General features: G+C 35.5%; 23 protein-coding genes. 18 read left to right on the top strand and 5 right to left on the bottom strand.

Translation table 11 applies throughout. The features are described from left to right. Positions 1-242: 242 nt before the first annotated feature. Positions 243-1220, bottom strand: a complete 978-nt coding sequence (locus ACEPXD_RS10195; RefSeq protein ID WP_391115859.1) for a tRNA dihydrouridine synthase — start codon at positions 1218-1220, stop codon at positions 243-245. A 280-nt stretch (positions 1221-1500) separates the two neighbouring features. Between ACEPXD_RS10195 and rlmD the strand changes: the two genes are divergently transcribed. Then, positions 1501-2895, top strand: coding sequence for a 23S rRNA (uracil(1939)-C(5))-methyltransferase RlmD (gene rlmD / locus ACEPXD_RS10190; RefSeq protein WP_391115858.1), 1395 nt, complete (start codon positions 1501-1503; stop codon positions 2893-2895). Between the two features lie 165 nt (positions 2896-3060). Here rlmD and ACEPXD_RS10185 read toward each other — a convergent pair whose 3' ends face one another. After that, a complete protein-coding gene (locus ACEPXD_RS10185; protein WP_391123146.1) occupies positions 3061-3177 on the bottom strand; it encodes a type II CAAX prenyl endopeptidase Rce1 family protein in 117 nt (38 codons plus the stop codon). 316 nt (positions 3178-3493) lie between these two features. On the opposite strand from ACEPXD_RS10185, the gene ACEPXD_RS10180 reads away from it, so the two are divergent. From ACEPXD_RS10180 to helD, 5 genes are all read left to right on the top strand, one after another. Beyond that, positions 3494-4015 carry a GNAT family N-acetyltransferase gene (locus ACEPXD_RS10180; RefSeq protein WP_391115857.1) on the top strand — a complete coding sequence of 174 codons (522 nt, stop codon included), beginning with the start codon at positions 3494-3496 and terminating at the stop codon, positions 4013-4015. A gap of 574 nt (positions 4016-4589) precedes the next feature. Continuing rightward, positions 4590-5090 (top strand): CoxG family protein, encoded by a 501-nt coding sequence (locus ACEPXD_RS10175; RefSeq protein WP_391115856.1) that lies wholly within the window; start codon positions 4590-4592, stop codon positions 5088-5090. An 834-nt stretch (positions 5091-5924) separates the two neighbouring features. After that, positions 5925-6464 carry a GNAT family N-acetyltransferase gene (locus ACEPXD_RS10170; protein ID WP_391115855.1) on the top strand — a complete coding sequence of 180 codons (540 nt, stop codon included), beginning with the start codon at positions 5925-5927 and terminating at the stop codon, positions 6462-6464. 565 nt (positions 6465-7029) lie between these two features. Next, complete coding sequence (locus tag ACEPXD_RS10165) at positions 7030-7902, top strand: alpha/beta fold hydrolase (RefSeq protein ID WP_391115854.1); 873 nt, start codon at positions 7030-7032, stop codon at positions 7900-7902. Positions 7903-8293: 391 nt separating this feature from the next. Then, positions 8294-10624 carry an RNA polymerase recycling motor HelD gene (helD, locus tag ACEPXD_RS10160; protein ID WP_391115853.1) on the top strand — a complete coding sequence of 777 codons (2331 nt, stop codon included), beginning with the start codon at positions 8294-8296 and terminating at the stop codon, positions 10622-10624. 204 nt (positions 10625-10828) lie between these two features. Here helD and ACEPXD_RS10155 read toward each other — a convergent pair whose 3' ends face one another. Beyond that, complete coding sequence (locus ACEPXD_RS10155) at positions 10829-11230, bottom strand: hypothetical protein (RefSeq protein WP_391115852.1); 402 nt, start codon at positions 11228-11230, stop codon at positions 10829-10831. Positions 11231-11709: 479 nt separating this feature from the next. Here ACEPXD_RS10155 and ACEPXD_RS10150 point away from each other — a divergent pair, with 479 nt between their 5' ends. The 4 genes from ACEPXD_RS10150 to cyoE all read left to right on the top strand — a co-directional run bounded on the left by ACEPXD_RS10150 (position 11710) and on the right by cyoE (position 14450). Continuing rightward, entirely contained in the window at positions 11710-11934 is a 225-nt protein-coding gene (locus ACEPXD_RS10150) for a hypothetical protein (protein ID WP_391115851.1), read from the top strand. Between the two features lie 28 nt (positions 11935-11962). Continuing rightward, positions 11963-12505, top strand: a complete 543-nt coding sequence (locus ACEPXD_RS10145) for a hypothetical protein (protein ID WP_391115850.1) — start codon at positions 11963-11965, stop codon at positions 12503-12505. Between the two features lie 111 nt (positions 12506-12616). Then, positions 12617-13261, top strand: coding sequence for an alpha/beta hydrolase (locus ACEPXD_RS10140; protein WP_391123143.1), 645 nt, complete (start codon positions 12617-12619; stop codon positions 13259-13261). A gap of 292 nt (positions 13262-13553) precedes the next feature. Next, on the top strand, positions 13554-14450 hold the full coding sequence (gene cyoE / locus ACEPXD_RS10135) for a heme o synthase (protein ID WP_391115849.1): 897 nt from the start codon (positions 13554-13556) through the stop codon (positions 14448-14450). A 67-nt stretch (positions 14451-14517) separates the two neighbouring features. Here cyoE and ACEPXD_RS10130 read toward each other — a convergent pair whose 3' ends face one another. Continuing rightward, positions 14518-17127 carry a cation-translocating P-type ATPase gene (locus tag ACEPXD_RS10130; RefSeq protein ID WP_391115848.1) on the bottom strand — a complete coding sequence of 870 codons (2610 nt, stop codon included), beginning with the start codon at positions 17125-17127 and terminating at the stop codon, positions 14518-14520. 513 nt (positions 17128-17640) lie between these two features. On the opposite strand from ACEPXD_RS10130, the gene ACEPXD_RS10125 reads away from it, so the two are divergent. From ACEPXD_RS10125 to ACEPXD_RS10110, 4 genes are all read left to right on the top strand, one after another. Beyond that, a complete protein-coding gene (locus tag ACEPXD_RS10125; RefSeq protein ID WP_391115847.1) occupies positions 17641-17868 on the top strand; it encodes a hypothetical protein in 228 nt (75 codons plus the stop codon). Positions 17869-17991: 123 nt separating this feature from the next. Then, positions 17992-18897 (top strand): hypothetical protein, encoded by a 906-nt coding sequence (locus ACEPXD_RS10120; protein WP_391115846.1) that lies wholly within the window; start codon positions 17992-17994, stop codon positions 18895-18897. Between the two features lie 19 nt (positions 18898-18916). Next, positions 18917-19564 carry a hypothetical protein gene (locus ACEPXD_RS10115; RefSeq protein WP_391115845.1) on the top strand — a complete coding sequence of 216 codons (648 nt, stop codon included), beginning with the start codon at positions 18917-18919 and terminating at the stop codon, positions 19562-19564. Positions 19565-19573: 9 nt separating this feature from the next. Then, positions 19574-20026: a hypothetical protein gene (locus ACEPXD_RS10110; RefSeq protein ID WP_391115844.1), complete on the top strand. Its 453-nt coding sequence runs from the start codon at positions 19574-19576 to the stop codon at positions 20024-20026. Between the two features lie 13 nt (positions 20027-20039). Here the strand turns inward: ACEPXD_RS10110 and ACEPXD_RS10105 are convergent, their stop codons facing one another. Continuing rightward, on the bottom strand, positions 20040-20678 hold the full coding sequence (locus ACEPXD_RS10105; RefSeq protein ID WP_391115843.1) for a cupin domain-containing protein: 639 nt from the start codon (positions 20676-20678) through the stop codon (positions 20040-20042). A 117-nt stretch (positions 20679-20795) separates the two neighbouring features. Here ACEPXD_RS10105 and ACEPXD_RS10100 point away from each other — a divergent pair, with 117 nt between their 5' ends. From ACEPXD_RS10100 to ACEPXD_RS10085, 4 genes are read left to right on the top strand one after another with little or no spacing between them, the layout of a single operon-like run. Beyond that, the gene (locus tag ACEPXD_RS10100; RefSeq protein WP_391115842.1) at positions 20796-21578 is read left to right on the top strand and encodes an aminoglycoside phosphotransferase family protein; all 783 of its coding nucleotides are present in this window, start codon (positions 20796-20798) and stop codon (positions 21576-21578) included. Between the two features lie 47 nt (positions 21579-21625). Next, positions 21626-21997: a zinc-ribbon domain-containing protein gene (locus ACEPXD_RS10095; RefSeq protein WP_391115841.1), complete on the top strand. Its 372-nt coding sequence runs from the start codon at positions 21626-21628 to the stop codon at positions 21995-21997. Beyond that, the gene (locus ACEPXD_RS10090; protein WP_391115840.1) at positions 21997-22539 is read left to right on the top strand and encodes an NUDIX hydrolase; all 543 of its coding nucleotides are present in this window, start codon (positions 21997-21999) and stop codon (positions 22537-22539) included. Before ACEPXD_RS10095 ends, ACEPXD_RS10090 begins: the two co-directional genes overlap by 1 nt. Positions 22540-22565: 26 nt before the next feature. Further along, on the top strand, positions 22566-24113 hold the full coding sequence (locus tag ACEPXD_RS10085) for a peptidase MA family metallohydrolase (RefSeq protein WP_391115839.1): 1548 nt from the start codon (positions 22566-22568) through the stop codon (positions 24111-24113). The last annotated feature ends 17 nt before the right edge of the window (positions 24114-24130 follow it).

Below are 24130 nucleotides of genomic sequence, written 5' to 3'. Positions count from 1 at the left end.
AAATCCTGCGGATAACCCCTGATATTGTTAACTAAAGTCAGGAGGAAGTATTTGGAAAATCGAATTATAAGGAAACAACATTACTATGTACGGTACATACGAAGAGTACTTTTTAAAAGAGTATAATCTAATAACAGCAGATATTATAGCTATTCGAGAGTTCTATTAGATTAAAACTATAGTTCCTTAAAAAGACTTGTTTTAACAGCAAGTCTTTTTAATCATGCATAGGTGGGTATGCCTCAATCTAATTCTGTATCTAAAACATCTTTTACTAAACGACGTACTTCATCTGTCGACGTAGTATCCATTAATTGGTTTCTTAGTTCGGCTGCGCCTTTAAATCCACGAATATAAATCTTGAAAAAGCGAAGAAGTGGTTTAAATGGACGTGGTTCGGTTTCTGTTGAATATTTATCGTGAAGATCCAACTGTAAAAATAGTAAATTGAGAAAATCCTTCACGCTATGTTCTTTCGGTTCTTTTTCAAATGCAAATGGATTGGTAAAAATGCCGCGGCCAATCATGACACCATCAACGCCGTATTGTTCTACTAATTTTAATCCTGTTGCGCGGTCAGGAATATCTCCATTAATGGTTAACAATGTATTTGGAGCAATTTCATCTCGTAATTTTTTTATTTCAGGGATTAGTTCCCAGTGTGCATCTACTTTACTCATCTCTTTTCTTGTACGAAGATGAATGGAAAGATTCGCAATATCTTGTTTCAATATATGGCCTAACCAATCGCGCCACTCGTCAATATTCGTATAACCCAATCTTGTTTTAACACTAACTGGTAATCCGCCTGCTTTTGCTGCTTGTATAATTTCTGCTGCAACTTCAGGATGGTGTATTAATCCAGCACCTTTTCCGTTGGCTGCGACGTTTTGTACTGGGCATCCCATGTTTAAATCGATACCACGAAAACCAAGTTTTTTCATATCAATACTCATCTGTTCAAAAAATGCTGGTTTATTGCCCCAAATATGAGCGACAATCGGTTGCTCATCTTCTGTGAACATTAACCGACCACGTACACTGTCTCTTCCTTTAGGGTGACAATAACTTTCTGTATTTGTGAATTCCGTGAAAAATACGTCGGGTTTTGCAGCTTCACTAACTACGTGACGAAATACAACATCTGTGACATCTTCCATTGGTGCTAATATAAAAAACGGCTTCGGTAAATCAAGCCAAAAATTATGTTCGTTACTCATTTTATCTCCTCCAGTTGCAACAAATAAAAACGATTTTAGCTATTGCCAAGTTCTTTACCATCATACATATTATCATTTCTTGTCGTTTGATGCACAACATTAATTTGTGTGAACGAATTTTAGCGATAAGTATTCATGTTGATGAATTTGTAAAAAGTGCATGTTCATTCAGACCCATTTTCGTTATAATGACAAGATATGTCTGTTTTGAAGAGATACACAAGCAGTGTGAAAATAATCCTTCAATACACGAATTGAATGTTGAAAGGGGAATCATTCCTTGACTATTGTAAATGAAGAAACCCACGTCGTAGAAATTGACCATATAGATTATAAAGGCAATGGACAAGCTGTGATTTGGTTTGAGAATGATAAAGGTTTCAAACCTAGAAAGCTGAAGCTGACGATTCCGCATACGCTCAAGGGGGAGTCAGTTCAAGTTGTCGTCGATCATCCCGATAAGCGAAGAAGAAAAGCAATGCCTATAGAGATTCTAGCCGCAAGCCCCGAACGGACGGATGCGCCTTGTCCTCATTTTGAGCTTTGCGGAGGTTGTGTATGGCAACACTGGAAGTATGAAGGTCAATTGAAGCATAAGACCGAGCAAGTGAAGAACGCATTGAAACGTGAAGGATTAGATCCTGAACTGGTACTGGATACGATCGGCATGGACGACCCTTGGCATTACCGTAATAAGATGGAGTTCACGTTTTCGCCTGAAGGGGATATTGGCCTGCATGAACAAGGGAATTTCCGCAAGATCATCCCACTGGAAACGTGTCTGATTGCAGGCCGGAATATGGTCGATGGCATGTTGGAAGTCGGCGAATGGGTAAAAGAGTTCGGCCTTAAAGGCTATGACAAAGATGCACATGATGGGCTTCTTCGTCATTTGATGGTGCGGGAATCGTTTGCGACCGGCGAAATGATGTTGGCATTGTTCGCTACGAAAACCCCTGACGGTGAATTGGTGTCTGCAGTTGAAAATCTTGTCGAGCGGATCACTAAGAAGTTCCCGAATGTGAAAAGCCTTCTTTGGCTTGTGAACACAGACTGGGCGGATCGCGCACAATCCGAGGATACGCATCTTTTAGCGGGGCGTGATTTCATTTATGATGAAATGGCTGGCTATCGCTATCGTCTTTGGTTCGATACATTCTTCCAGACGAATCCAAAACAGGCCCAAAAGCTTGTGGACCTTGCGTTGGAAATGGGGAAACCAAAGGAAGACGAGAAAATGATCGACTTGTTTTGTGGTGTCGGCACGTTCTCATTACCGTTCGCTGCACGTGTGAAGGAATTGGCGGGAATCGAGATTGTCGAGACATCGATTGAATCAGCAAAACGCAATGCCATCGATAATGATTTGCATAACACGACATTCCTTGCCCGTGATGCACGTAGAGGACTAGATGAGATGCATGATTATTTCGGATTCGCTGATATTCTGTTGATTGACCCACCACGTGGCGGGGCTGGCGGGAAAGTGATGCGTCGCATTGGACGCTCCAAACCAAAACGGATCGTCTATGTATCATGCAGTCCTGACACATTTGCAACGGATGTAGCTGAATTGCTGCCATTCGGATACACGCTTCAAACCGTGCAACCTGTCGACCTGTTCCCGCATACTGTGCATGTGGAGTGTGTGGCTTGGTTGGAGTTAGAGAAATAAAGTAAGCCCCCAATCAAACAACGAATATCCAAATGTAGCACCTCCCTGGTACGATCAACGTATCAATTTTAGGGGGTGCTTTCTTAATGCCACAAGAAAAATCACCTGATAGTAAAAATGTATTTCCCCTTGCTACTTCAATGCCTTATTTTTTATAATTCGGGCTTACGTAATATGCTGATAAAAAATTGAATTCATATGAAGCAATATAGGAATAAGTATGGATTGTGTATAATTTGCAATTGCGCCAAATAGAATACCCCCAATGAACGCGAAAGACATATATCGAATACTCCATTTATTCAATTTATAATATTGTAAATGAGCGATTGAAATTGTAGATTTAAAATAAAGATTGATCATTTGTAATAAAGTCCGATAATTTGTAAAAAGGTTTGATACAATTGCATTGCCAAGATGGATTATGACAATTCAACAAACTGGCCATTTTGCGGAAGAAGGATTAGAAATCACAGGGGAAAAAGAGTTAGCATTGGTGAATATTTTGTGTACCCTATTTTGATAATTATGGAAATGATATTTGGAATGTTTTAGGCCATGTGTGGAAGTGGCTTGTCTTAAGAGAGGAGATGAAAAAATGATTGAATTACGAAAGATAAACGGGGATAACATAGATGAAGTAATAGCACTTGAAGTTGAAGAAAACCAGGAAGACTTAATAGAAACTACTAACCTCAGAAGCTTTGCAGACGCTCATATGTTGAACGAAGACGGTATACCAGCGACTCCCTTTGCCATTTATGCCGATGAAGTTGCGGTTGGATTTTTGATGTATATTTATGATACGTTGGATCATGAATCATTTGAAAATGAAGTTTTTTACGGGAAGAAGAGCTATTTTGTTTGGCATATTATGATTGAAAAGAGCTACCAGGGGAAAGGATATGGCAAACTTGCATTTGAAAAAATGTTGATGGATATTGAAACTACGCCAGATGGAGAAGCAAAATATGTAGCCCTCTTTTATCGAACAAGTAATGTCACAGCTAAAACATTATACGCTTCATTTGGTTTCGTAGATACAGGAATCATTCAGGATAATTCGATGTTGGCGATTAAAAATCTAGATGGGAAAATAACAGAATCCTTAGTAGAATAGGATCTCTCGGAAAGAAATGTAAGCTATCAACGTCTTGACCCATAATAAACACAAATATCCAGAAGAAAAAACTGATTTTGTTAACTCTGTCTTAGCAAAAATATAATATTTATACCGCAATCGGGCGCGATTGTTTTAGAATTACTAGGTAGAAAATGATCAAACTTTATTATAAAAATCGCATAGTATTTCACAAAGAATTAACCCGTTTTGATCAATCATTTTTCAAAACGAGTTCTTTATATTTAACTTAAAATATGGATTTTGGGGATATTTTAGATCTTACTTTATTCCAAACCAACAGAAATCAAGAATGCTGAGATGATCACTGAGATGGTTAATGGTAAAAGGCAATCTCAATAGATGTATATTGAAACGATTTTTCAGTATTGGCAATATATAACCTTTACTTTTCACTCCGAACCTTAATTTGTAATATTTTTCCTATTTATTGTGCCAAACAGAAAGCGAATGTTCTACTATTAGATTTTAAGAATTCATATGCTGACTACCGTCGGCCGAAATTCATCAATCGCTAAAGGTGAATCTGTACAGTTAAAATGCTAAAATGTTGATGGTAGATTCAAATTACAATTACATAAAGAAGGAAGTAGTGAAACGAATGGCACTCGCATCGCATTCTGTAATCATTCCAGCATCTGTAGAGAACGTTTGGGATTACGTTAGTCAAATTGAAAACTGGGCAATAATGGTTCCTGCCTACAAGGAGCATGAGCAAATTGATAAACAAAAGTCAGTTTGGACATTTGAAGGGAATTTTAAAGGATTTAAAAAGTCTGTGAAAATGGAGTTAAACGTCACTGAATTTCATGAGCCATCGACGATACGGTTCGAGTTAAAAGGGTTAACTGACAACTTTACAGGTAGTGGCAAGTTTACTGCTGAAGAAACGGCAGGGCAAACAACGATGACAGGGACAATTGAAGTAAATACAGGCGGCTTAACAGGCGCAGTGTTGACGCCTGTTATTAAAATGGTGTTGCCGAAAGTGACAACACGCTTAACAGAGAAAATTGCTCGCCAAGTTAAACGGGAAGAGGTCTCGGTTCTGTAAATAAGAATTGAAATAGTACCTGCTCGATATGCATTTATGTTTGTTCGAACAAACGTGAATGTTGACTTGAAGCCATTCCTGTATAATAGTGTTTCGACTCCCGCCACTTCCATACAAAAAAGCAAACCACTCAACAAAAACTGCGACTTTAAGTATATCTTTGCCATATTGGCAAGGATATACTTAATTTTATGTTAGGCAAGAATAGACTTAAAATATTTAATGCATTTAAAAGTAAATTTGGATAATATTACATATTGTTTAAATTGACACTTAAATTGATGGGAAAAGTAAATATAATATGCTTAATTTTATTTTAGGAAGTTTTATAGTTGATTCTTTGATATTGTTTAATATTCCCTTTATAGTAAAGTTATTTTATGAAGGAATGAAATTTAATTTCATTCCTTCTTTTCACTTCTATAGGAATAATTAAAATATGAAATACACTTGTTGATATTTTTTATTATTTCTTATTAGCGGATTAATTACCTTTTTCCTTCCAATCGGTACATTAAGTATTATAGTAGTTGTTATAGTACTACATGTATTTCTATACTGGAGATATACGAAAGACATTTCTCGAAAAGCATATAATTAATTCTGAAAACCCGGTTGGCTATGTCAACCGGGTTTTATTGTGCGCCTAGCATGGACATAATCTGTCGACTGAAACATTATTAAAGGATAAAAGAAATGAATGTCGAAATAGTTTAAATCAAGATGGAAAACTGGCAATAGATACATATTATTGCAGTTTGAAAAATGAATAGGTTCTATTTTAAGGATGTAAGTAAAATAAAGTAATTAGAATTACGTAAGGGGGACAGAGGAATGAAAACAACAGAATTACCGAAAGTCCAATTAAGAGAATTATCTCTTGATGACGCTGAAGAACGATATAAATGGTGTTTAGATAAAGAAGTGACTAAACACCTAAATATGCCACAGAAGTATCCACCATTTAGCAGAGTAGAAACTCGAAACTGGATTAAAATATGCATTGATAAAACAAATGGATATGAACAAAAAGCCATTTTAACTGAACAAGGCAAACATATTGGTTGGATTGATTTGAAGAACATAGATAAATTAAACAAACATGCTGAATTAGGTATAGCGATTGGTGATAAAAACTATTGGGGTAAAGGATATGGATTATCTGCAATGAGTGAAATGTTGATGTGGGAGTTTAATGAATTAGAACTTAATAAGATTTGGCTTAGAGTAGAAGTGGATAACAAAAAGGCAATTAAGTCGTATAAAAGAATGGGTTATATGGAGGAAGGTATTTTAAGGCAAGACCGATATAGAAATGGTGAGTTTGTTAACCGTTTAAGAATGAGTATTCTTAAAACAGAGTTCTTGAACTAACAGCGCTTTAGCAGAGCAAAGGGAGAGATGGAATTTGTATAATTGTAGAATTGGATAAATCATTTATATATCTACGCTCCTCAGACTGGAATGTTAAAAACCTACAAATTGTTATTTGCCAGTATATAGATGGTGAAAGCAAAGTTTTTGATGTATTCAAATGAGAATTATAGCCTTCCGTCACATTATTCTTATATTTAAAAATAAATAATAATGAAAAGTGGATTACATCAAAGAGTAATCCACTTTTCATGAGTAAATACCACTCATAAAGTCTAACAGAGCCTAATAATAAAGTAGAAACTGAGCAATATAAAAAGGATATATATGAAGACTTTACATATTATAAGAGTTTATTCAATGATTGGATAGAATTCAAAAATGAATCATCAAATGGATTTGTTAAATTTTAATTGAATCGAAATATAAATTTTGTGTTCAAATCTTACTATGTCCTTATGTAATGTACGATGAGCCGTACCATATTGGTGGATGGGGTCGGAACCTCTCAAATGCACTGGGCATAAGTTGATAATATATGTAGATTTGAAAGGATGTTTTGTACATGTTTCCTTATAGTCAAGAAACCCATCAATTCCCCTATCCCGATTATAGTTTTATGCCCCGCGGGTATTATTACTTCCCTTATTTCTGGAGAAATGGTGTCCTCGAATCGAATGAAAAATACAGTCTACTTGCACAGCAAAGGCTAACCTTCGTACTTGTGCATGGATCTTGGGCTGACGCTCACTTCTGGGACGGCGTAGCGGCGGTGCTGCGGAGTCGAGGCCATGCCGTGTATACGCCGGAATACGCAGGTCACGGTAAAGATCCAAACAAAGATGTCACGCATGCGATGATCACGAAGTCCGTCGTTGATTTTATAACGAGACTGAACCTACGCAACTTTGTTCTTGTCGGTCACAGCTTTGGTGGAACAGTCATCCAAAAGGTTGCAGAACAGGTATCGGATCGCATCAAGCGCCTCGTCTTTTGGGACGCGTTCGTACTGAAAGATGGCGAATCACTTGCCGACGAGTTACCGCCCCAAACTAGGCAAGGATTCGAGCAACTCAGAGCCAGCTCGAGGGATGATACGATCAAGCTTCCGTTTCCACTGTTTCGGGATTTATTCGTCAATACGGCCACTTTAGAGGAAGCTGAACAAATGTATGCAGACGTCATTCCGGAACCGGCTATACCGCTTTTCGAGAATCTGGATCTTAAAGCGTTCTACGCTCTGCCCACGCCAAAAAGCTATGTCTATTTCTATCAAGATAATACATTGCCGCAAGGAGAGGGTTTCGGTTGGAATCCGCATATGTCTACTCGACTCGGCCAGTTTCGCCTGATAGTGGGAGACGGCGACCACTTTACGGACACGCGAACAAGGCCAGCTATGTTGGCGCAGAAGTTATACGAGGCGGGCAGGGACTAACTTACTGTAAGAGCATTTAAAGTGTATCCAAAAAACTGCTATTGAAATTTCTGAACAACAACTAAGAAAAGAACTTCATGAAGCCTTAGTTAAACAGGACCACTAAAATAATCAACTTTTTTCTGTTTTTACAAGCGAAAAAGATAATAGGAATAAACAAGCAATAAAAATAAAAGATAGGTTTTTTAATTTAAATGAAAGGTGCCCAATTCTAAAAAAAAATTAGAATTGGGCACCTTATATTTATGTAAAATAGATTGATAAAAGTGAAAAATTATGTTAAGTTTATTTAGAAACACTTTTCATGAAAAATATCCATAGTAGTACTTATTATTATTTTATACCAAAAATCTTTTTTTGTCAAACATATTTATTTAAAGGGGTGCTTGTTATGAAAACAGAACTTCCGCGGGAGCAAGAACGATTGGATAACGTAATGGAGACTATTACAGAACAAATCGGAAAGCTAAAGGAAGAAACCGATTGGCGTCGTCAAGAGGTGGTCGGTTTCCGCAAACACTTTTGGGACGACGTCAAGGTAAACACAGATACTTTCGACGATTATCTTGAGACAATCATTAGCTTAAGACAACAGGCTCAGAACCTTTCTGTAAGCCAAAGCACTCACAAGCAAGCTTCCAATAAATTGTCCGCACTACAGCGAATGGAGGATGTGCCTTATTTCGGTCGAATCGATTTTATGGAAGAAGGAACTTCCAATACGGAAAGAATTTATATAGGCATCTCTACACTCATGGATTTAAGCGGAGAGAACTTTCTAATATATGACTGGCGTGCGCCAATCTCAAGCGTCTATTACAATTATTCATCTGGTCCTGCCGAATACACTACACCTGAAGGAGTTATTGATGGCGTCCTGGAGGAAAAGTGGCAATATATTATCCGTGGCGGCGTTGTCGAATCGATGTTTGAAACTAGTCTCACGATAGGAGACGAGATTTTACAACAAGTGCTCGGAAAAAGCACAGATAAGCATTTGCATAGCATTGTTTCCACCATTCAAATGGAACAAAACCAGATTATCCGGCACGATCATGGGCGGCTGCTCATCGTTCAAGGAGCTGCAGGTAGCGGCAAGACGTCAGCTGCTCTACAGCGGATTGCTTACCTGCTGTATAAATATCGAGATAGTTTGAAGGCTGATCAAATCATTTTATTTTCACCTAATTCGATGTTTAACAGTTACGTATCCAATGTGTTGCCTGAACTTGGTGAAGAAAATATGCAGCAGGTCACATTCCAAGAATACTTGGTTCATCGCCTAAGTGACGAGTTTCAAGTGGAGGGTCCTTATGAACAATTGGAATATGTGTTGACTGCAATGGATGATCCTTCGTACCGAACTAGGTCTGAGAGCATTCGATTCAAAGCATCAGTTCGTTTTTTTGAGATAATCAAAAGATACAGACAGTCGCTGGAATTATTCGGGATGCAATTCAAAGGTATTAAATTCAGAGGAAAACATATTGTCACTGCTAAGCAAATCACGGAAAGGTTTTATAACGAAGACACATCACTCCGATTTCATAACAGAATTGAGAAGTTAACGGATTGGCTAAACAAGCAAGTGGATGAAGTTGAGAAGCACGAATGGACAGAGGCATGGGTACAAGAAAAAATCGAGTTACTTAGTGAAGATGAATACCAAAAAGCCTATAATCAATTACGGAAAAAACAAGGCTTTAAAGGAGCATCGTCTGATGATTATGAGATGGAACCGGAAGCGCTTGGTCAATTAATTGTTCGCCAGAAATTGAAGTTGTTATGCAAACAAATTCGAGAGCTTCGTTTCGTCAACATCAAAGGAATATACAAACAACTTTTCGCTGATGCGAACTGGATGGATGGGGAAATCTCCGAAGAATGGGAGGGTATTTGCTTCTCCACTTTGAAAATGTTAGATGAAGGTAAACTCTTTTACGAAGATGCTACACCATTTTTACTTTTGAAAGAGTTAATTCAGGGCTTCCAGACGAACAGCTCAATCAAGCATATACTTGTAGACGAAGCACAAGATTATTCTCCATTTCAATTCGAATTTTTGAAACGTTTGTTTCCTGCATCAAAAATGACTGTGCTTGGAGATTTCAACCAGGCAATATTCGCCCATGCTAGCGAAACGGTAGATTTTGATACGCTTACTAGCTTATATGGACCGAATGAAACGAATACGATAAACCTGTCCCGTAGCTACAGATCCACAAGACCAATCGTCGAATTTACACGTGGACTTGTGCCTAATGGCGAACGGATTACCGCTTTTGAACGCGATGGGGAGAAGCCTGTTCTTACGCAGTTGACCGATCGGAAAGAACTGCATCGCTGCATCGTTTCCAAAGTCTCCTATTTGCGGAAACAGAAGTATAAAACGATTGCGATAATATGCAAATCCGCTGAAGAAAGCGCCGTTGCATACGATAACTTAAGTGGCGTCGAAGAAATTAAGCTCGTGAAGAGCGGCTCAGTCGAATACGAGCAAGGCATCGTTGTGATACCGGCGTATTTGGCAAAAGGCATTGAATTCGATTCAGTTATCATATATGATGCATCGGCTGAAGTATACTCCGATGAGAGCCTTCTCAGATTGTTTTACACCGCCTGCACCCGTGCGATGCATTATTTGCATCTATACAGCGTAGGCGAACCGAGCCCATTTTTGCTCAGTGCTTCGCACGAAAGTATAGTTCGTAGCTTGACGTAGCACGGGACTGGACGGATGCTGCTGATAAAGGGGTTTAAAGCTACTTCGGTACTTTATTAAACAAAAGGTTGATTCATGAAGTAATAAAAGCCTGATTTCTAAGCGAGAAATTAGGCTTTTTTTTTAGTTGAATTTTCTTAACGATATAAATATCTTTTATCTAACGCCACATCTATATACTCCCCTCCAAGGTTTACATGAAGCTTACATTCCGATAAACATGTTCCGACTGAGTGGACCCCAGTTTTCTCCCATAAATCCTGTTCGACCTTCTAAATTCACAAAACATGGTAGTACAGTATACATAACTCCTGTCATTGCATTTACTCTAAATGACATTACGAATCTTGTTTTAGAATTGCTTACAGGGGTAATCATTCCTATTTCAGGACGAATTGCATTCGAACTCATAAGTGGATCGTTCATTCCGACGGTCGCAATGCCGATAGGACCCATATTACTTCTAATCCAGTAGTTTGAAACGTTTGTTGCAGATGCAAAGTCTGCCGGTTGATCATACGTAATACTTATTTGGTTTGGAGCGATTTGTGTAGCTTCTACAAGGACAGGGTGATCCACCTGTCTGAAAGCTAGAATTTCATTCATTTTTTCTCCCCCATTTTTTAGAAATAGTCACATGTTCTTACCTATCCTATGGGATCATACATGTACATGTTACAAAGCAATACTAATAGGCTGAGCCATTTTAATCGACGATATTGGTAATTTCCACTTAGAAAAGTGCCTAAATAAATTCGAGATCTTAATACAGGCATCGAAAAGTTGGAATGAATTCATTAAAAAGTTTAATCATGTTTTTGGGGAAATTGAACAAATCGAATTAGAATTCTAATAAAAAATATGGTATAAGAGTGACATCAAGTAGGTTAGCATATAACTCATCAAATCATGAGACTCTTGGTTTAACTGATCAAAAGACATAGATAAAGATAGATTTTGAAGGTATTTTCGAAAGTGTGTCGAAAGAGTTATTTACTGGGAGTTACTTTACAATTCCCATAGCTAAAATGTGTGAATTATTCAAGTAAAGCATAGGAACGAAAAATAAGGGGCAGTTGAATTACATGAAAAATATTATGCTCATCGTCTTTTTCTTAGTTCTTTTGAGTGGTTGTCCAGATGGTGAAATTGAATTGGTGAATGTAGTTATGATTAATGATATAAAGTACGAACATCATTTTCCCAACTCTGCAGATGTAATGATTCCTTTAGTAAAAGAAAAAGGCAGTGATATTGGAAAGGTACTTATAAGATGGCAGATAGTGAGGGAACCCTTACTAAATCTCTAAACAAAAATAATTTCTATAGGGGGAATGATTGAAATTGAAAAAACGGCGTTCATTTATTGCAATGATATTATTGCTTCTATTTGTTATTGTACTTTATTATCAAAAGAATTTTAAGACCCTCGAAAAAGCCATAAAAGGTTCGAATATCTCTATTGATGAAATTTACTATTCTACCGCGAAGGATGGTAATGCCATTATCATATATCGTTATTCTGATTTTTTATCTGCAGCTTTGATCGAAAAAAACTTATTTGGCTATCGTTGGTGTTGTGGGTCTGGAAGTGAAGATTTTAATCAGAATGACTCAATATTAACTAAATCATTTACCAATTTACTTCCTCGTGGATCGGTATCAAAGGAAGATTACGTTTCAATAGCAATGGGCGTTATTAATGATGATGGAATCGAAAAATTACTAGTTAAATATAAAGACCAAGCGAGTGCTGAGGCTACAATTATGGAGACAACAAATGGCCGTATTTGGTTTAGTTTCTCAGAAACTCCTATTAACTATGATCCAGATTTGATAAGAGTTTATAAGGATGGTACCGAAGTCTCTGTGTGGTTTTAATTGATACAAATAGTAAAGTCCCTGTATTACTATCAATTTAGATGCAATTTAGAATAGTGTTTGCGTTGTGTGGGACACAGAGAACTCTTATAACAACCGGAGGGGAAAATGATGAAAGTAAATAAAAAGAATATACACATGAATGATAAGATAATTAACTATACACAATTTGAAATCGGGTCCAAAACGATTTGCTTTATGTTTTCAGGTTCAGGTTACAATTATGATAAACCCTTATTTTATTATGCAACAATGACAATGATTCAAAATAGAATTGATATTGTTCATGTCCATTACTCCTATGGAGAACATTTATTGAAAACAACTCTCGAAGAAATATCCAAAACAATGTTGGATGATATTAACCCAGTCATTTTGGATGTTCTTAAGAATGGTCAATACGATGAAACCATTTTTTTAGGTAAATCACTTGGAACAATTCCAATTGCTAATGACTTAATGAAAAGAATTGAATTTTCAAATTCGAAAATGATTGTACTCACTCCATTGTTAAAATTCGATTCTATTTTTGAGTCAATCTTGAATAGCGAACATCAAGGGCTTTTAGTCATCGGGAACAAAGACCCTCACTTTAATTCAAATCAAATGGAACAATTAAGTAACTCAAAGTTAAAGATAGAGGTTGTCCAAAATGCAAATCATTCCTTGGATATTGAAGAATCTGATACGACAAATTCAATATTAGCTTTATCAAGGGTAGTAGAAAAGCTTCAGGAAACATTAAAGATAATTTAGCGAAATAATGGGATTAATTAAAGATAACCAATTTAGGTGCTAATTTAATCGCTAAAATAAAATAAATGCAAAAGGGGCGCTAATAAGTTAGTGTTGCAAATAATTTAAAGCAATTCAGAATAGTGTCTGAGTTGTGTAGAGTGCAGCGCAGTGGAACCCTCACTATATGTCAACAGATTGTCACTTCAAAAGGAAGGCGAATGGTCAGTAATTCTGTTATATTTAGAAGAGTAATATATCGAGAAATTCGAAATGTCGTGTTGGAAAATGAAGGAGTGTTAAACTAGACACCATGAAAAAGCAATCTAATTTGAATTTATGGGCATTGGCTGTTAAAACAGGGATTATTAAATCTAATTTAATTCCGATGGTAGCAGGTCTGATGCTCGCTTTATACACATATGAGTTAAGTTTCGGAGATAATATTTTGAATATCTTCTGTGCAATTTTAGGAACGGCGGCAGTAATTGCTGCAGCGGGCTCGTTTAATAATTTATACGATCGTGACATTGATGTAGTCATGCAACGTACGAAAAATCGGCCAACCGTAACTGGAGAATTATCGCCTAAACTCGTTTTAGTTGTCGGAATCTCGTTACTGATAATCGGAATTGCACTACTTGCTTTAGCGACACCACTTGCATCATTCTTAGGATTTCTCGGTGTATTTTTCTACGTTGTACCATATACAATGTGGACGAAGCGCCGTACCATTTGGAACACAGAAGTTGGCAGTATTTCAGGGGCAATGCCACCACTTATTGGGTGGGCTGCTGTAGCACCAGATATTTGGCATCCGGCAGCGTGGGCATTATTCATTATCGTCATGATTTGGCAAATGCCTCACTTTTACGCAATTGCTATTCGGAAAAAGGATGATTATGCAGCAGCGAATATCCCGATGCTTCCTGTAGTAAAAGGCGAGCGCCGTACTTATATTCAAACTAATATTTACTTAGTACTATTAATCTTAACGAGCTTCTTATTTTTACCCCTTAGCTTAGGGCTCACATTTGTTTCGATTATTTTAGGGGCAATTTGGCTATGGATGAGTATTATGGGGTATCATAAGAAGGAAGGGAAGAAGTGGGCGAATCGTATGTTTGCATACTCTTTATTCCATATGATGTTCATTTTCGGTACTGTCATTATTTATGCATCAATAGGATTAATATTAAATGATCATTAGGTTAGTGGCCCTGTATACGCAAAATTCAGATTGATGTCTGAGTTATTTGTGACACAGGGTCCACTAACTATTTTTTACTTCTCACGAACATCACTTTATACCATTGATTAACCAAAAACGGCATGAAGGACAAGCAATAGATATAAGCTAATTGTACTTTGCTCAATGTTGCAACTTCAAACACACCAGTAAGCTTTGGAATAAATAATACTAAATGTAAACTTAAAAAACCTATTAAAAATGCTAGCCAAGTATATTTATTTGTAAATATTCCTATTGTAAAGATCGATTCTTTTGATCTAGAGTTGAAGCCATGTATTAATCTTGATAAACATAATGTTGCAAATGCCATTGTGCTTGCTGTTAACGTATCTCCGGTTGCCAACCCCATTCTAAATGCAATGATAGTAGAAATACCTATCAATAATCCTTCCAGTATCACTTGCGTAGTAAATTTCTTATTTAATAATGGTGTGTGAATATCTCTTGGCTTGTACTTCATTGTTTTTTTATTATGCGGCTCTAGTCCTATTGCAATTGCTGGCAAACTATCAGTAAGTAAGTTAATAAATAATAGATGTACGGGTGCAAAGGGAACTGGTAGACCTAATACGGTTGCATATAAAACGACAAAAATAGCACCCGCATTCCCTGATAATAAGAATAAAATGGCGTTTTTAATATTCGTATAGAGGCTTCTTCCATTTGAAATTGCTTTGACAATGGTTGAAAAATTATCATCTGTTAATATCATCGAGGATGCATCTTTCGCTACTTCGGTACCGGTAATCCCCATCGCTACGCCAATGTCTGCTTGTTTTAGAGCAGGGGCATCATTGACACCATCTCCCGTCATCGCAACAACTTTTCCTTTATCCTGCCAAGCCTTAACGATTCGAATTTTATGCTCAGGTGTTACTCGGGCGTAGACAGAGATACCTTGGACCTTTTCTTGTAGTTGTTGATCAGTTAAACCTTCAATTTCATATCCCTCGATTGCTTCTGATGGATCATTTAATATACCGATTTGTTTGGCAATAGCAGTCGCTGTTATTTTATGATCACCAGTAATCATAACTGGTTTAATGCCAGCTGCTATACAATTTTCGACAGCTTCTTTAGACTCTTTTCTAGGAGGATCCATCATTGCCATTAAACCAACAAAGATTAATTCACTCTCGTCTTCTACATCGATTTTTTGATGTTCTTTTATTTCTTTGTAGGCAATTGCTATTACTCTTAAACCATTCATAGAAAAGGCACGATTAACTTCTTCGATCTTTTTACGATGTTCTTCTGTAATACCAATTATCCCTTTAGAAGTTTCGATTTTCACAATTTTAGAAAGAAGAACATCTAATGCTCCTTTTGTAATCATGAAATTTTGCTGATTGATATGATTCACTGTACTCATTAGTTTTCTATCTGAATCAAAAGGGATTTCCGCTAATCGAGGATTGTGATTTCTTACGAATAATTCATCAAGATCATACTTCTTCCCTAATTTTACAAGTGCTATTTCAGTAGCGTCACCGATTTCTTTTTTACCTCTATCCAAGGCATCATTACATAATAGGGCCATTAAGATAAGATTTTTCTCTATTGTATTTTCTGTATTTAATTGATCATAAGGAATCACTTTTTGGTCAACATATACTTGTTGAACAGTCATCTTATTTTCAGTTAATGTTCCCGTTTTATCTGAGCAAATTACAGATACGCTTCCCAGACTTTCCACAGCATAGAGGTTTCGTATAATGGCATTTTCCTTGGCCATTTTTTGTGTTCCAAAAGCAAGCACTATGGTAACAATCGAACTTAATGCTTCTGGAATTGCTGCAACTGCCAGAGAAACAGCGAACATAAATGATTCTACTAACTCTCGTCCCCGAATAAGATCAATTGTGAAAATAGCTAAACATATTATTGTAATACCTAAAGCTAAGTTTTCTCCGAAATGATCGAGACTTGCTTGTAATGGTGTTTTCTTTTGTTTTGCAGTATCTAGTAAATTTGCTATTTTTCCGATTTCTGTTTCCATTCCAATAGCTGTAACAATTACAGTACCACGGCCATTGGTGACAAAGCTCCCAGTGAAAACCATATTTTTCTTATCCCCAATAGTTACATGATCACCATCAATGGGTGCGGTACTTTTCGCAACTGCCAATGATTCACCTGTTAGTGAGCTTTCATTAATATGCAGATTATGACTTTCTAATAATCTACCATCAGCATTGATATAATCACCAGCTGCTAAATAGAGAAGATCACCAACCACTATATCTTCTGAAGAAATTTCTACAATTTGATTATTTCGCATCACTTTTGCGATTGGAGTGGCCAAAGCTTTCAAATTATCTAAAGACTGTTCAGCCTTCACATGTTGTACAGTGCCTAGGATTGCATTTAAAATAACGACAATCATAATCACAATAGTACTTCCTACTTCACCTAATAGAAATGAAATGAAAGCAGCAATCATTAAAATAACGACTAATAAATCTTTAAACTGGCCAAAGAAAACGGCGAATGTACTTGTCTTTTTTCCTTCCACCAATTTATTATAACCGTATACTTCTTGTCTCTTTTGGACGTCATCATTATTTAAACCTTGATTTGTAACGTCCAACATATCCATGATTTCCCGTGTTGATTGTTGATGATATTCTAACATTGGATTCCCCTTCCAGTAAGAAATTATTAGACTATCATGCTAATTAAAGAAGCTTTAGCAGATGTGATAGAGTTTCGCAAAACTCGAGAAAATTAATTGTACTGACAATCAGAATGGAGGGATGCCCTTCAAAAAGGCTATTTTTAGCTTGTCCTTTCTTCTACTAGTATCGAATGTAATCGAATATATTTCCGGGATTAGTAATCGATTAATCACTTCATTTTTATTCTCTATATTCTCCACCTCCATCAACTATATTATTCTATGCACTGTTTCAGTATGATAATTATCGATATAGAGATATTTAATGTCCATATGTTACAAAACATTTTGACACAATTCGAAAATAGTGTCTGATTTTTGAGTGACGCAGGGGAACGGGTCGGATTCTTTCCTATTTTCTACCTCTAATATGGTAAGTAACAAAATTACTATTTTAGGTAAAACAATCCAAAAATAAGTGAAACCATTGCCAAAGCTATTCCGTAGAACTTATTAGGAGGGGTGAGGAAAATGAAAAAATATTTTATATTTATATTTATTTTTGCTTTATTGCTTTTTTTGTTTCAACTATTCTCTGGGTTGCTACTTACAATGTTTTATACTCCCAATTTTTATTTGCAAAAAACGTCTTCAGATCCAGCAACTATTTTTGGTAAAAGCACCACGATGTATTTACTAGGAACATTACTCATCGCTTCATTTGCTTATTTTTCATCTCAAAAGCTATTGAAAAACTAGATCAATGTAGTAGCAAAAAGACTAAGAATATAAAATAGTAAACGTAAAAGTAGTACAGGAAGATAGAAGAATTTTTAAGGAATAGTTGCAATACTTAATTTTTATACAAGGGGAATTTATAAAATGAACATTCAAATTCAGCCATCACCAGAGCAAATAGAACTTTGGATTGAACAATATGTACCTGAAGAAGATTTGTTTTTCCTACGAGAAGAGGACTTGCTAACTTTGGAAGATTATTTACATGAAGTATTAGTCATTCCTAAAGATGAATTTTTCAATCTTTCCTCCTACTCACAGATTCAGCTAGTAAATAGTTACGAGTATTGGAGAATTTCTAATGATATTCAGTACGTTATTGTAGCTCAACCTGATTGGATAACAAATCTTAATTTGGAAGTTAAAATAGCTCTGTTCCATATTCAAGTAGAGATGGGCAGAGGTTTAATACTTCCGCTTTCATTATTCTCAATACCTGATGAAGTTCCTACAGAATATCTTGTGAAACAGAAGGGAGAGCAATATGTTGTTCTTCAATATGATATGTGGAAAAGGTTGTCCGTTTCAAACAAAGAGAAAGCGATTCAAGCATACGCTCTTGAATGGGATAGTTGGGAGAGCTCAGAAGTTCCAGTAAATATTCCTGCACATTTGAAGAAATATGCGAATTCATTTTCAACTGAAGCTGGTGCCAACTGTCTAGCTGCAACACTATATGCAGTTAGTAATCATTTGGAGAGAAATGATTGGATGATTCACGAATGGGTGCATCAAGGAACTTTTACACTAGGACTAAAAAATGCTCGTTATTCCATAACAGAAGAAGGATTACAAGAAGGTGATGTCGTTACATGGATAAATGATGGAGGCGTGATTCAACATGCAGCTTACCATATTGGAAATCAATTATATTTCAATAAAAACGGTCAAACCTTCTTTAATCCTTGGAAAATCATACACTGGAAAGAATTAAACGAAGAGTGGAATGCTTATACATACCGCATTTATCGTAAAGTCATTTTAAGTTGAATAAGGGGGAGGGTTATGCTTGAAGAAGATAGTTACTATTCTAGCGATGATAGGAGTATCGATTATATTTTTCGGATGTGAGAGTACTAGTGTGAATGAAAATAATGAAACATTAAATGAAGATCAATTATTAATAGAAGCGCAAGAAGCTCAAATCAAAAAATTAGAAAAAGAAAATGATGAATTGTTAACCAAGTTGAATTCAACTCAATTAAACCTGAAATATGCAGGAGAACAAATAACTTACTTTCAACAATTCAGTCAAGATGCATTGGATTATTTAAGTGATAAAGAATTACTTGTATTGGCAAAAAAGCAATGGGAATACACTTTAGAAGTAAACGGTCAAATGATGCCTAAGGATGGGGAAATAGAGATTCAAGAAAATAATATTGAGATTTCTTTATCTGAAAGACAACCTGCTAATAATGCTCTACCAGTTGAAATATATAGCAAAGGCGTAATTAGTGGAAGTTATGAAAAACATATACAAGATTTTAAGCCAGCCCCAACGGAAACTTATTGGAGGGATGGGACAGTAGTAACTGCGATTCAGTATCATTATTTAGAAGTAAAAAGCGGTACAACAATATCCTTTTCAATTACAGATGAATTGAAAGAAAGATTAGGATTAAACACTACACAAATTGCGATTGTGAAAAAATAATTATAGAGAATGAAAGGGGTCTTACAAATTAATTATTTTTGGAAGTTAAATATTGTTAGTGCTATATATGCATTTTTTCTATTCTTTTCTTTTGAACTCCAACTCAACTTTTATCGAATTTGGCGCTTAAGTGGATGGGAAGCGAATTCAGTAAGTCTAATAACCGCATTACTACATATTGTTGGATTTTTATTATTAACTTTACTAGTTTATATGTTTGATAAAAAGTGGATGCAAGATAAAAAGTCAAAGTATTGGTCATCCATTCTTTGGCTTCCATATTTAATCATCTTTCTCTTTATCTTTGCAACACTATTTCCGATTACGTATAGAGGAGATGATCCTGCACCAGCATCTGGACTAATTATTTTTGGTCAACTCATTATTTATCCGTTTTATTTGTCCTTTATTTATTTTATTAGGTATGCCATAGAAGGTGTTACAGTGGAAAAAGTAGCATAATGAGAAATCTATGTTAATTAGTCGGATTGTTATAGGGATCAAATTCTTGAATTGTATAGGCTGGATTACTGTATTGATTTAAGCTATCTGCATAATTTTGCGCATTACTATCTCCGGTTTTGTTCCAAATCATCGGTGGGCCGATATAGGTAGAGGGCATAACTGGAGCAATTGCATTTTTCCATAGATTTTTGTCCATCCCATAGGTATACGCCATAATACTTGACGGGGTTAATTTCAAAATATCGGAACCAAGAATGACTTCTGGAGTTGGGGCATCAAAAATGGCTAATATATGTGTTCTATCCTCTGTAGCCATTTGATAATGCCACCAACCTTGTGGGATGTTCGCCACTTGGCCAGGTGTAATCGCATAATTTTGAAATTGCTTTGTAAATGGATTGAGTATGGATACAGTTATTGCACCAGAAATACAATACACTAACTCTGCGGCATTTGGGTGGTAATGTGGCTCAATATTATTGTCTGCACTAAGAAAAATATCTAATAAAGATGTATTTTCCAATGTATTTAATTGTTGAATTCCTAAAATATTCATAAAGTTATAGGTATCTTTTTTAAAGAATGGACTTTTATTTACATCAAAAGTGAACTTGGTGGATGGTGAATTGTAGTCAATAGAAGAATCCATAACTCAACCTGCCTTTTAACAATTGTAATGTGTTGGTTTGCACATTCTTTGCATGATATGTATTCACTTATTTTTTTGTGCAAAAGTCACTAATAAGTAAGTAGAAGGAGCTTAATTATGAACAAATCAATTAACCCAGTCATTCGCGAACAGTTTGAAGAAATTATAGGTAAAGTACATTCTTTTTCATTTCCTAAAAGACAAGGTGCTACATCAAAAGTGATTTTTTTACATACGGATAATGGTCAGTTTGTTTGTAAAGCTGCACAAACATCTCTGTACAGGGAATGGCTATTAGAGGAAGCGTGGATAATGAAGCATTGGAATGAGGAAACAAACTTACCTATTCCAACTTTCTATCAATTTGTTGAAAATAATGAAGAGAGTTATTTACTAATGAGTCTAGAAAAAGGAATTCCATTAAGGGAAGCGCTTTTGAAAGCAGAATCAGATGAAGAAAAATATGCACTTCTCGAAAGTTTCGGCGAACTTTTGAACCAATTGCATGAAACAAAACCACCAACATCGTGTGTTACAAAAGAATCTTGGCTTGATGAACAATTGGAAAAAGCAACATATAATTTACAAAACTACGTAGTAGATGGCGATCAACTATTACTGGACAAATTAAAAAGGAATAAACCTATTCCATTCAAACAATCGTTGATCCATGGTGATTGCACCATAGATAATGTTCTTGTTTCAAATGGAAGAGTACGCACGTTTATTGATTTAGCTGGATCAGTATATGGGGATCCTCGCTATGATATTGCTTTAGCCACTCGTTCTATCAGAAAAAATGATGCGCTGTTACAAGCTTTTTATAAGGGGTATAAAGGAGAAACCATCACGGAAGAGGAATTTGATTACTTTGACAGGGGATTGTATGAATTTTTCTAATGGTACGCAATTTCTACAGATGACTTAAATTGTTATTTGGGGGTTTAATGATGAATATTATTGGTCCGTTTATAGTATTAGTTGGAATTGGAGGACTAGGTTTTGCTTTATATGATTTTTTTACATTAGATTTTTTTGAGCAGCCTCATTATTCTTGGTTACCATTTGTATCAATGCCTTTAATTTTTGTTGGATTTGTTCTTACTGGGATAGCTTATCGTAAGAAAATTCAAAAATACAATGAAGACATTTTGAGAGATCAAATGAAAGCTGTAGGGCAAGGATTAAAAGAGGGGTTTTCGGATTCTGGTCACTTCTGTTCCAATTGTGGCCACCAAGCCGAACGAACTGCTAAGTATTGTTCAGAATGTGGGAGAGAGCTTATAGAAAAAACGAAGCCAACAAAGGGGGAATATTAATGAACAGCTGGAAAACGCTGAAATCAAGTTATGTATACAAAACTCCATTCGGAAATTTACGCCAAGATAGCTGTGAACTTCCAGATGGACAAATTATAGAAAAATATTATGTGAATGAATATGCTGATTGGGTAAATGCAATTGTTCTAACAAAAGAGAAGAAAATTGTACTTGTCAAACAATATAGACAAGCAGCACAAGACTTCTTTTTAGAAATTCCAGCTGGTAAGTCTGAGGGAAATGAAGCATATGAAGAAGCTATTTTGCGAGAGGTAAGGGAAGAAACAGGTTATACAACTGAACAGAAACCCTTATTATTAGGTGAGTTTTATGTTAATCCAGCAACACAAACGAATAAAGTAATCACATATTTAATTGTAGATGCATATAAAGCATTTGAACAAAAATTAGATCCTACAGAATTTATTGGCGTACATTTGTTTGATTTAAATGAAATGGAAACGATGATTGCTAGCGGAGAGATAAATCAGTTATTTACCGTGAGCGCTTACTATATGTCTAAAATTTTCCTAACAAAATAATGTAGGACAATGAACTGGGGATTACAATGAAAACTTTTTGGAAACTAGTGGTTATATTGATTCTAGTTATCTTATTAACTATCACAAGCTGCGTACTATTAATTAATCAATCCATGAAAATGGGTATTATAGTAGGAATTGTTTTATTTGTTCTAAACGGTCTTATTTTCCTTGTAAGTATATATGGAGTGGTGTCAGGTAAGATAATAAAGTGGAAGCTTTATAATAGAATAGAAGTGGGGGGCTTACTATTAGGTACCGTATTCTTAGCGCTGTTTATTTTTCTATTTACCATAACAAATACTGCGATGGAAGAAACTTTAGAAAATCCAACTATTAGTGAAAAAACACGTCTCATATTAAACTTATTTACTTATCAATCTACACAAAAAGATGTTGTAAAAGAGAAAAGACAAGGAATTACATATGTGTTTCATCCGGAAAATAGAGTTACCGTTGATCGGTTTGAAGCTTTGCTTTTGGAAAAGAAATCATCTATGGATGCAATTTTTGGAAACGAACTTAAAGACCATTTAACTATAGAAATTTATAATGATCCTACCAGTTTACAAGCAAACTCCTATCTTAATGATGTTACTGGTTATTATGATTATTTTAACAAGTCTATTAATGTGCTTAAAATAGATCTAAATTCTAACGATAATTGGAAGCAAAATCTATTACATGAATATACACATTACAGAATTCAACAGTTTTCTAAGATGAACCACCTTGACCAAAATTCTGAACAAGTACCTTTATGGTTTAATGAAGGGGTTTGTGTATTAATAGGTTATCAGAATGAACGAATAAGTAATGTAACCGAATTAATAGATATTGCTGATTTTCATTTACTAGACTCGATTGATAGTTTTCATGCAGCGAGAGAAAATTATAATCCATATCTTCAGAGCTATTTTGCAGTGAAAGCATTAGTAAATGATTATGGGGAAGCGATAATTCCAAAACTACTCCTTTCAAAAACAGAGGATGATTTTTATAAAAACCTTGAAAAATTGACCGGTATGAGTTTAAATGAATTTCAACAAACGTTTTTAAAAAAACTTCAATTGAAAGAGGAAGAGATATCCGAAAAATTTGCTCTAGTTTCAAGTGCTATTTTGGAACATCGATATAATGAAGTAGAAAAATTAATAACTGAAATAAAAAACGAAGGCTTTAAAGAAGATATTGAATACGCAAATTCGCTTTTAGTACAAATCTATTTGGAACAATGTTTATATGAAAATGCAATAAATTTATTAAATATTGAAATACAAGATAAGGAAAATCGAATGTATTTAGCAAATATAATGCAGTTGGCGGAGATTTATCTTTTATTTGATACTGAAAAAGCACTGAAATATTCAGAAATTGTTGAAGTAGAAGCGAAGAAAGCCCCGGTTTACAACAAAGAACTAGCTGTGAATTTTGCAGAAGCGCTTCGTTTAATAAATTCTAGCAATCCGGTTCCTGGTTATAAACGACTGCTAGAAGTACAGCAAATTTTTAACGAACCAATACGAAATGAATTGATCAATAAGTTACAAGAAGAGTATCCAGGACAATTTTAAAGGAAATACAGGAAACC

It is taken from the genome of Psychrobacillus sp. L3 (assembly GCF_042945595.1).
Lineage (GTDB): Bacteria > Bacillota > Bacilli > Bacillales_A > Planococcaceae > Psychrobacillus.
The sequence above is the reverse complement of the archived record's forward strand: the minus strand, read 5'-3'. Positions and strand labels throughout refer to the sequence as shown.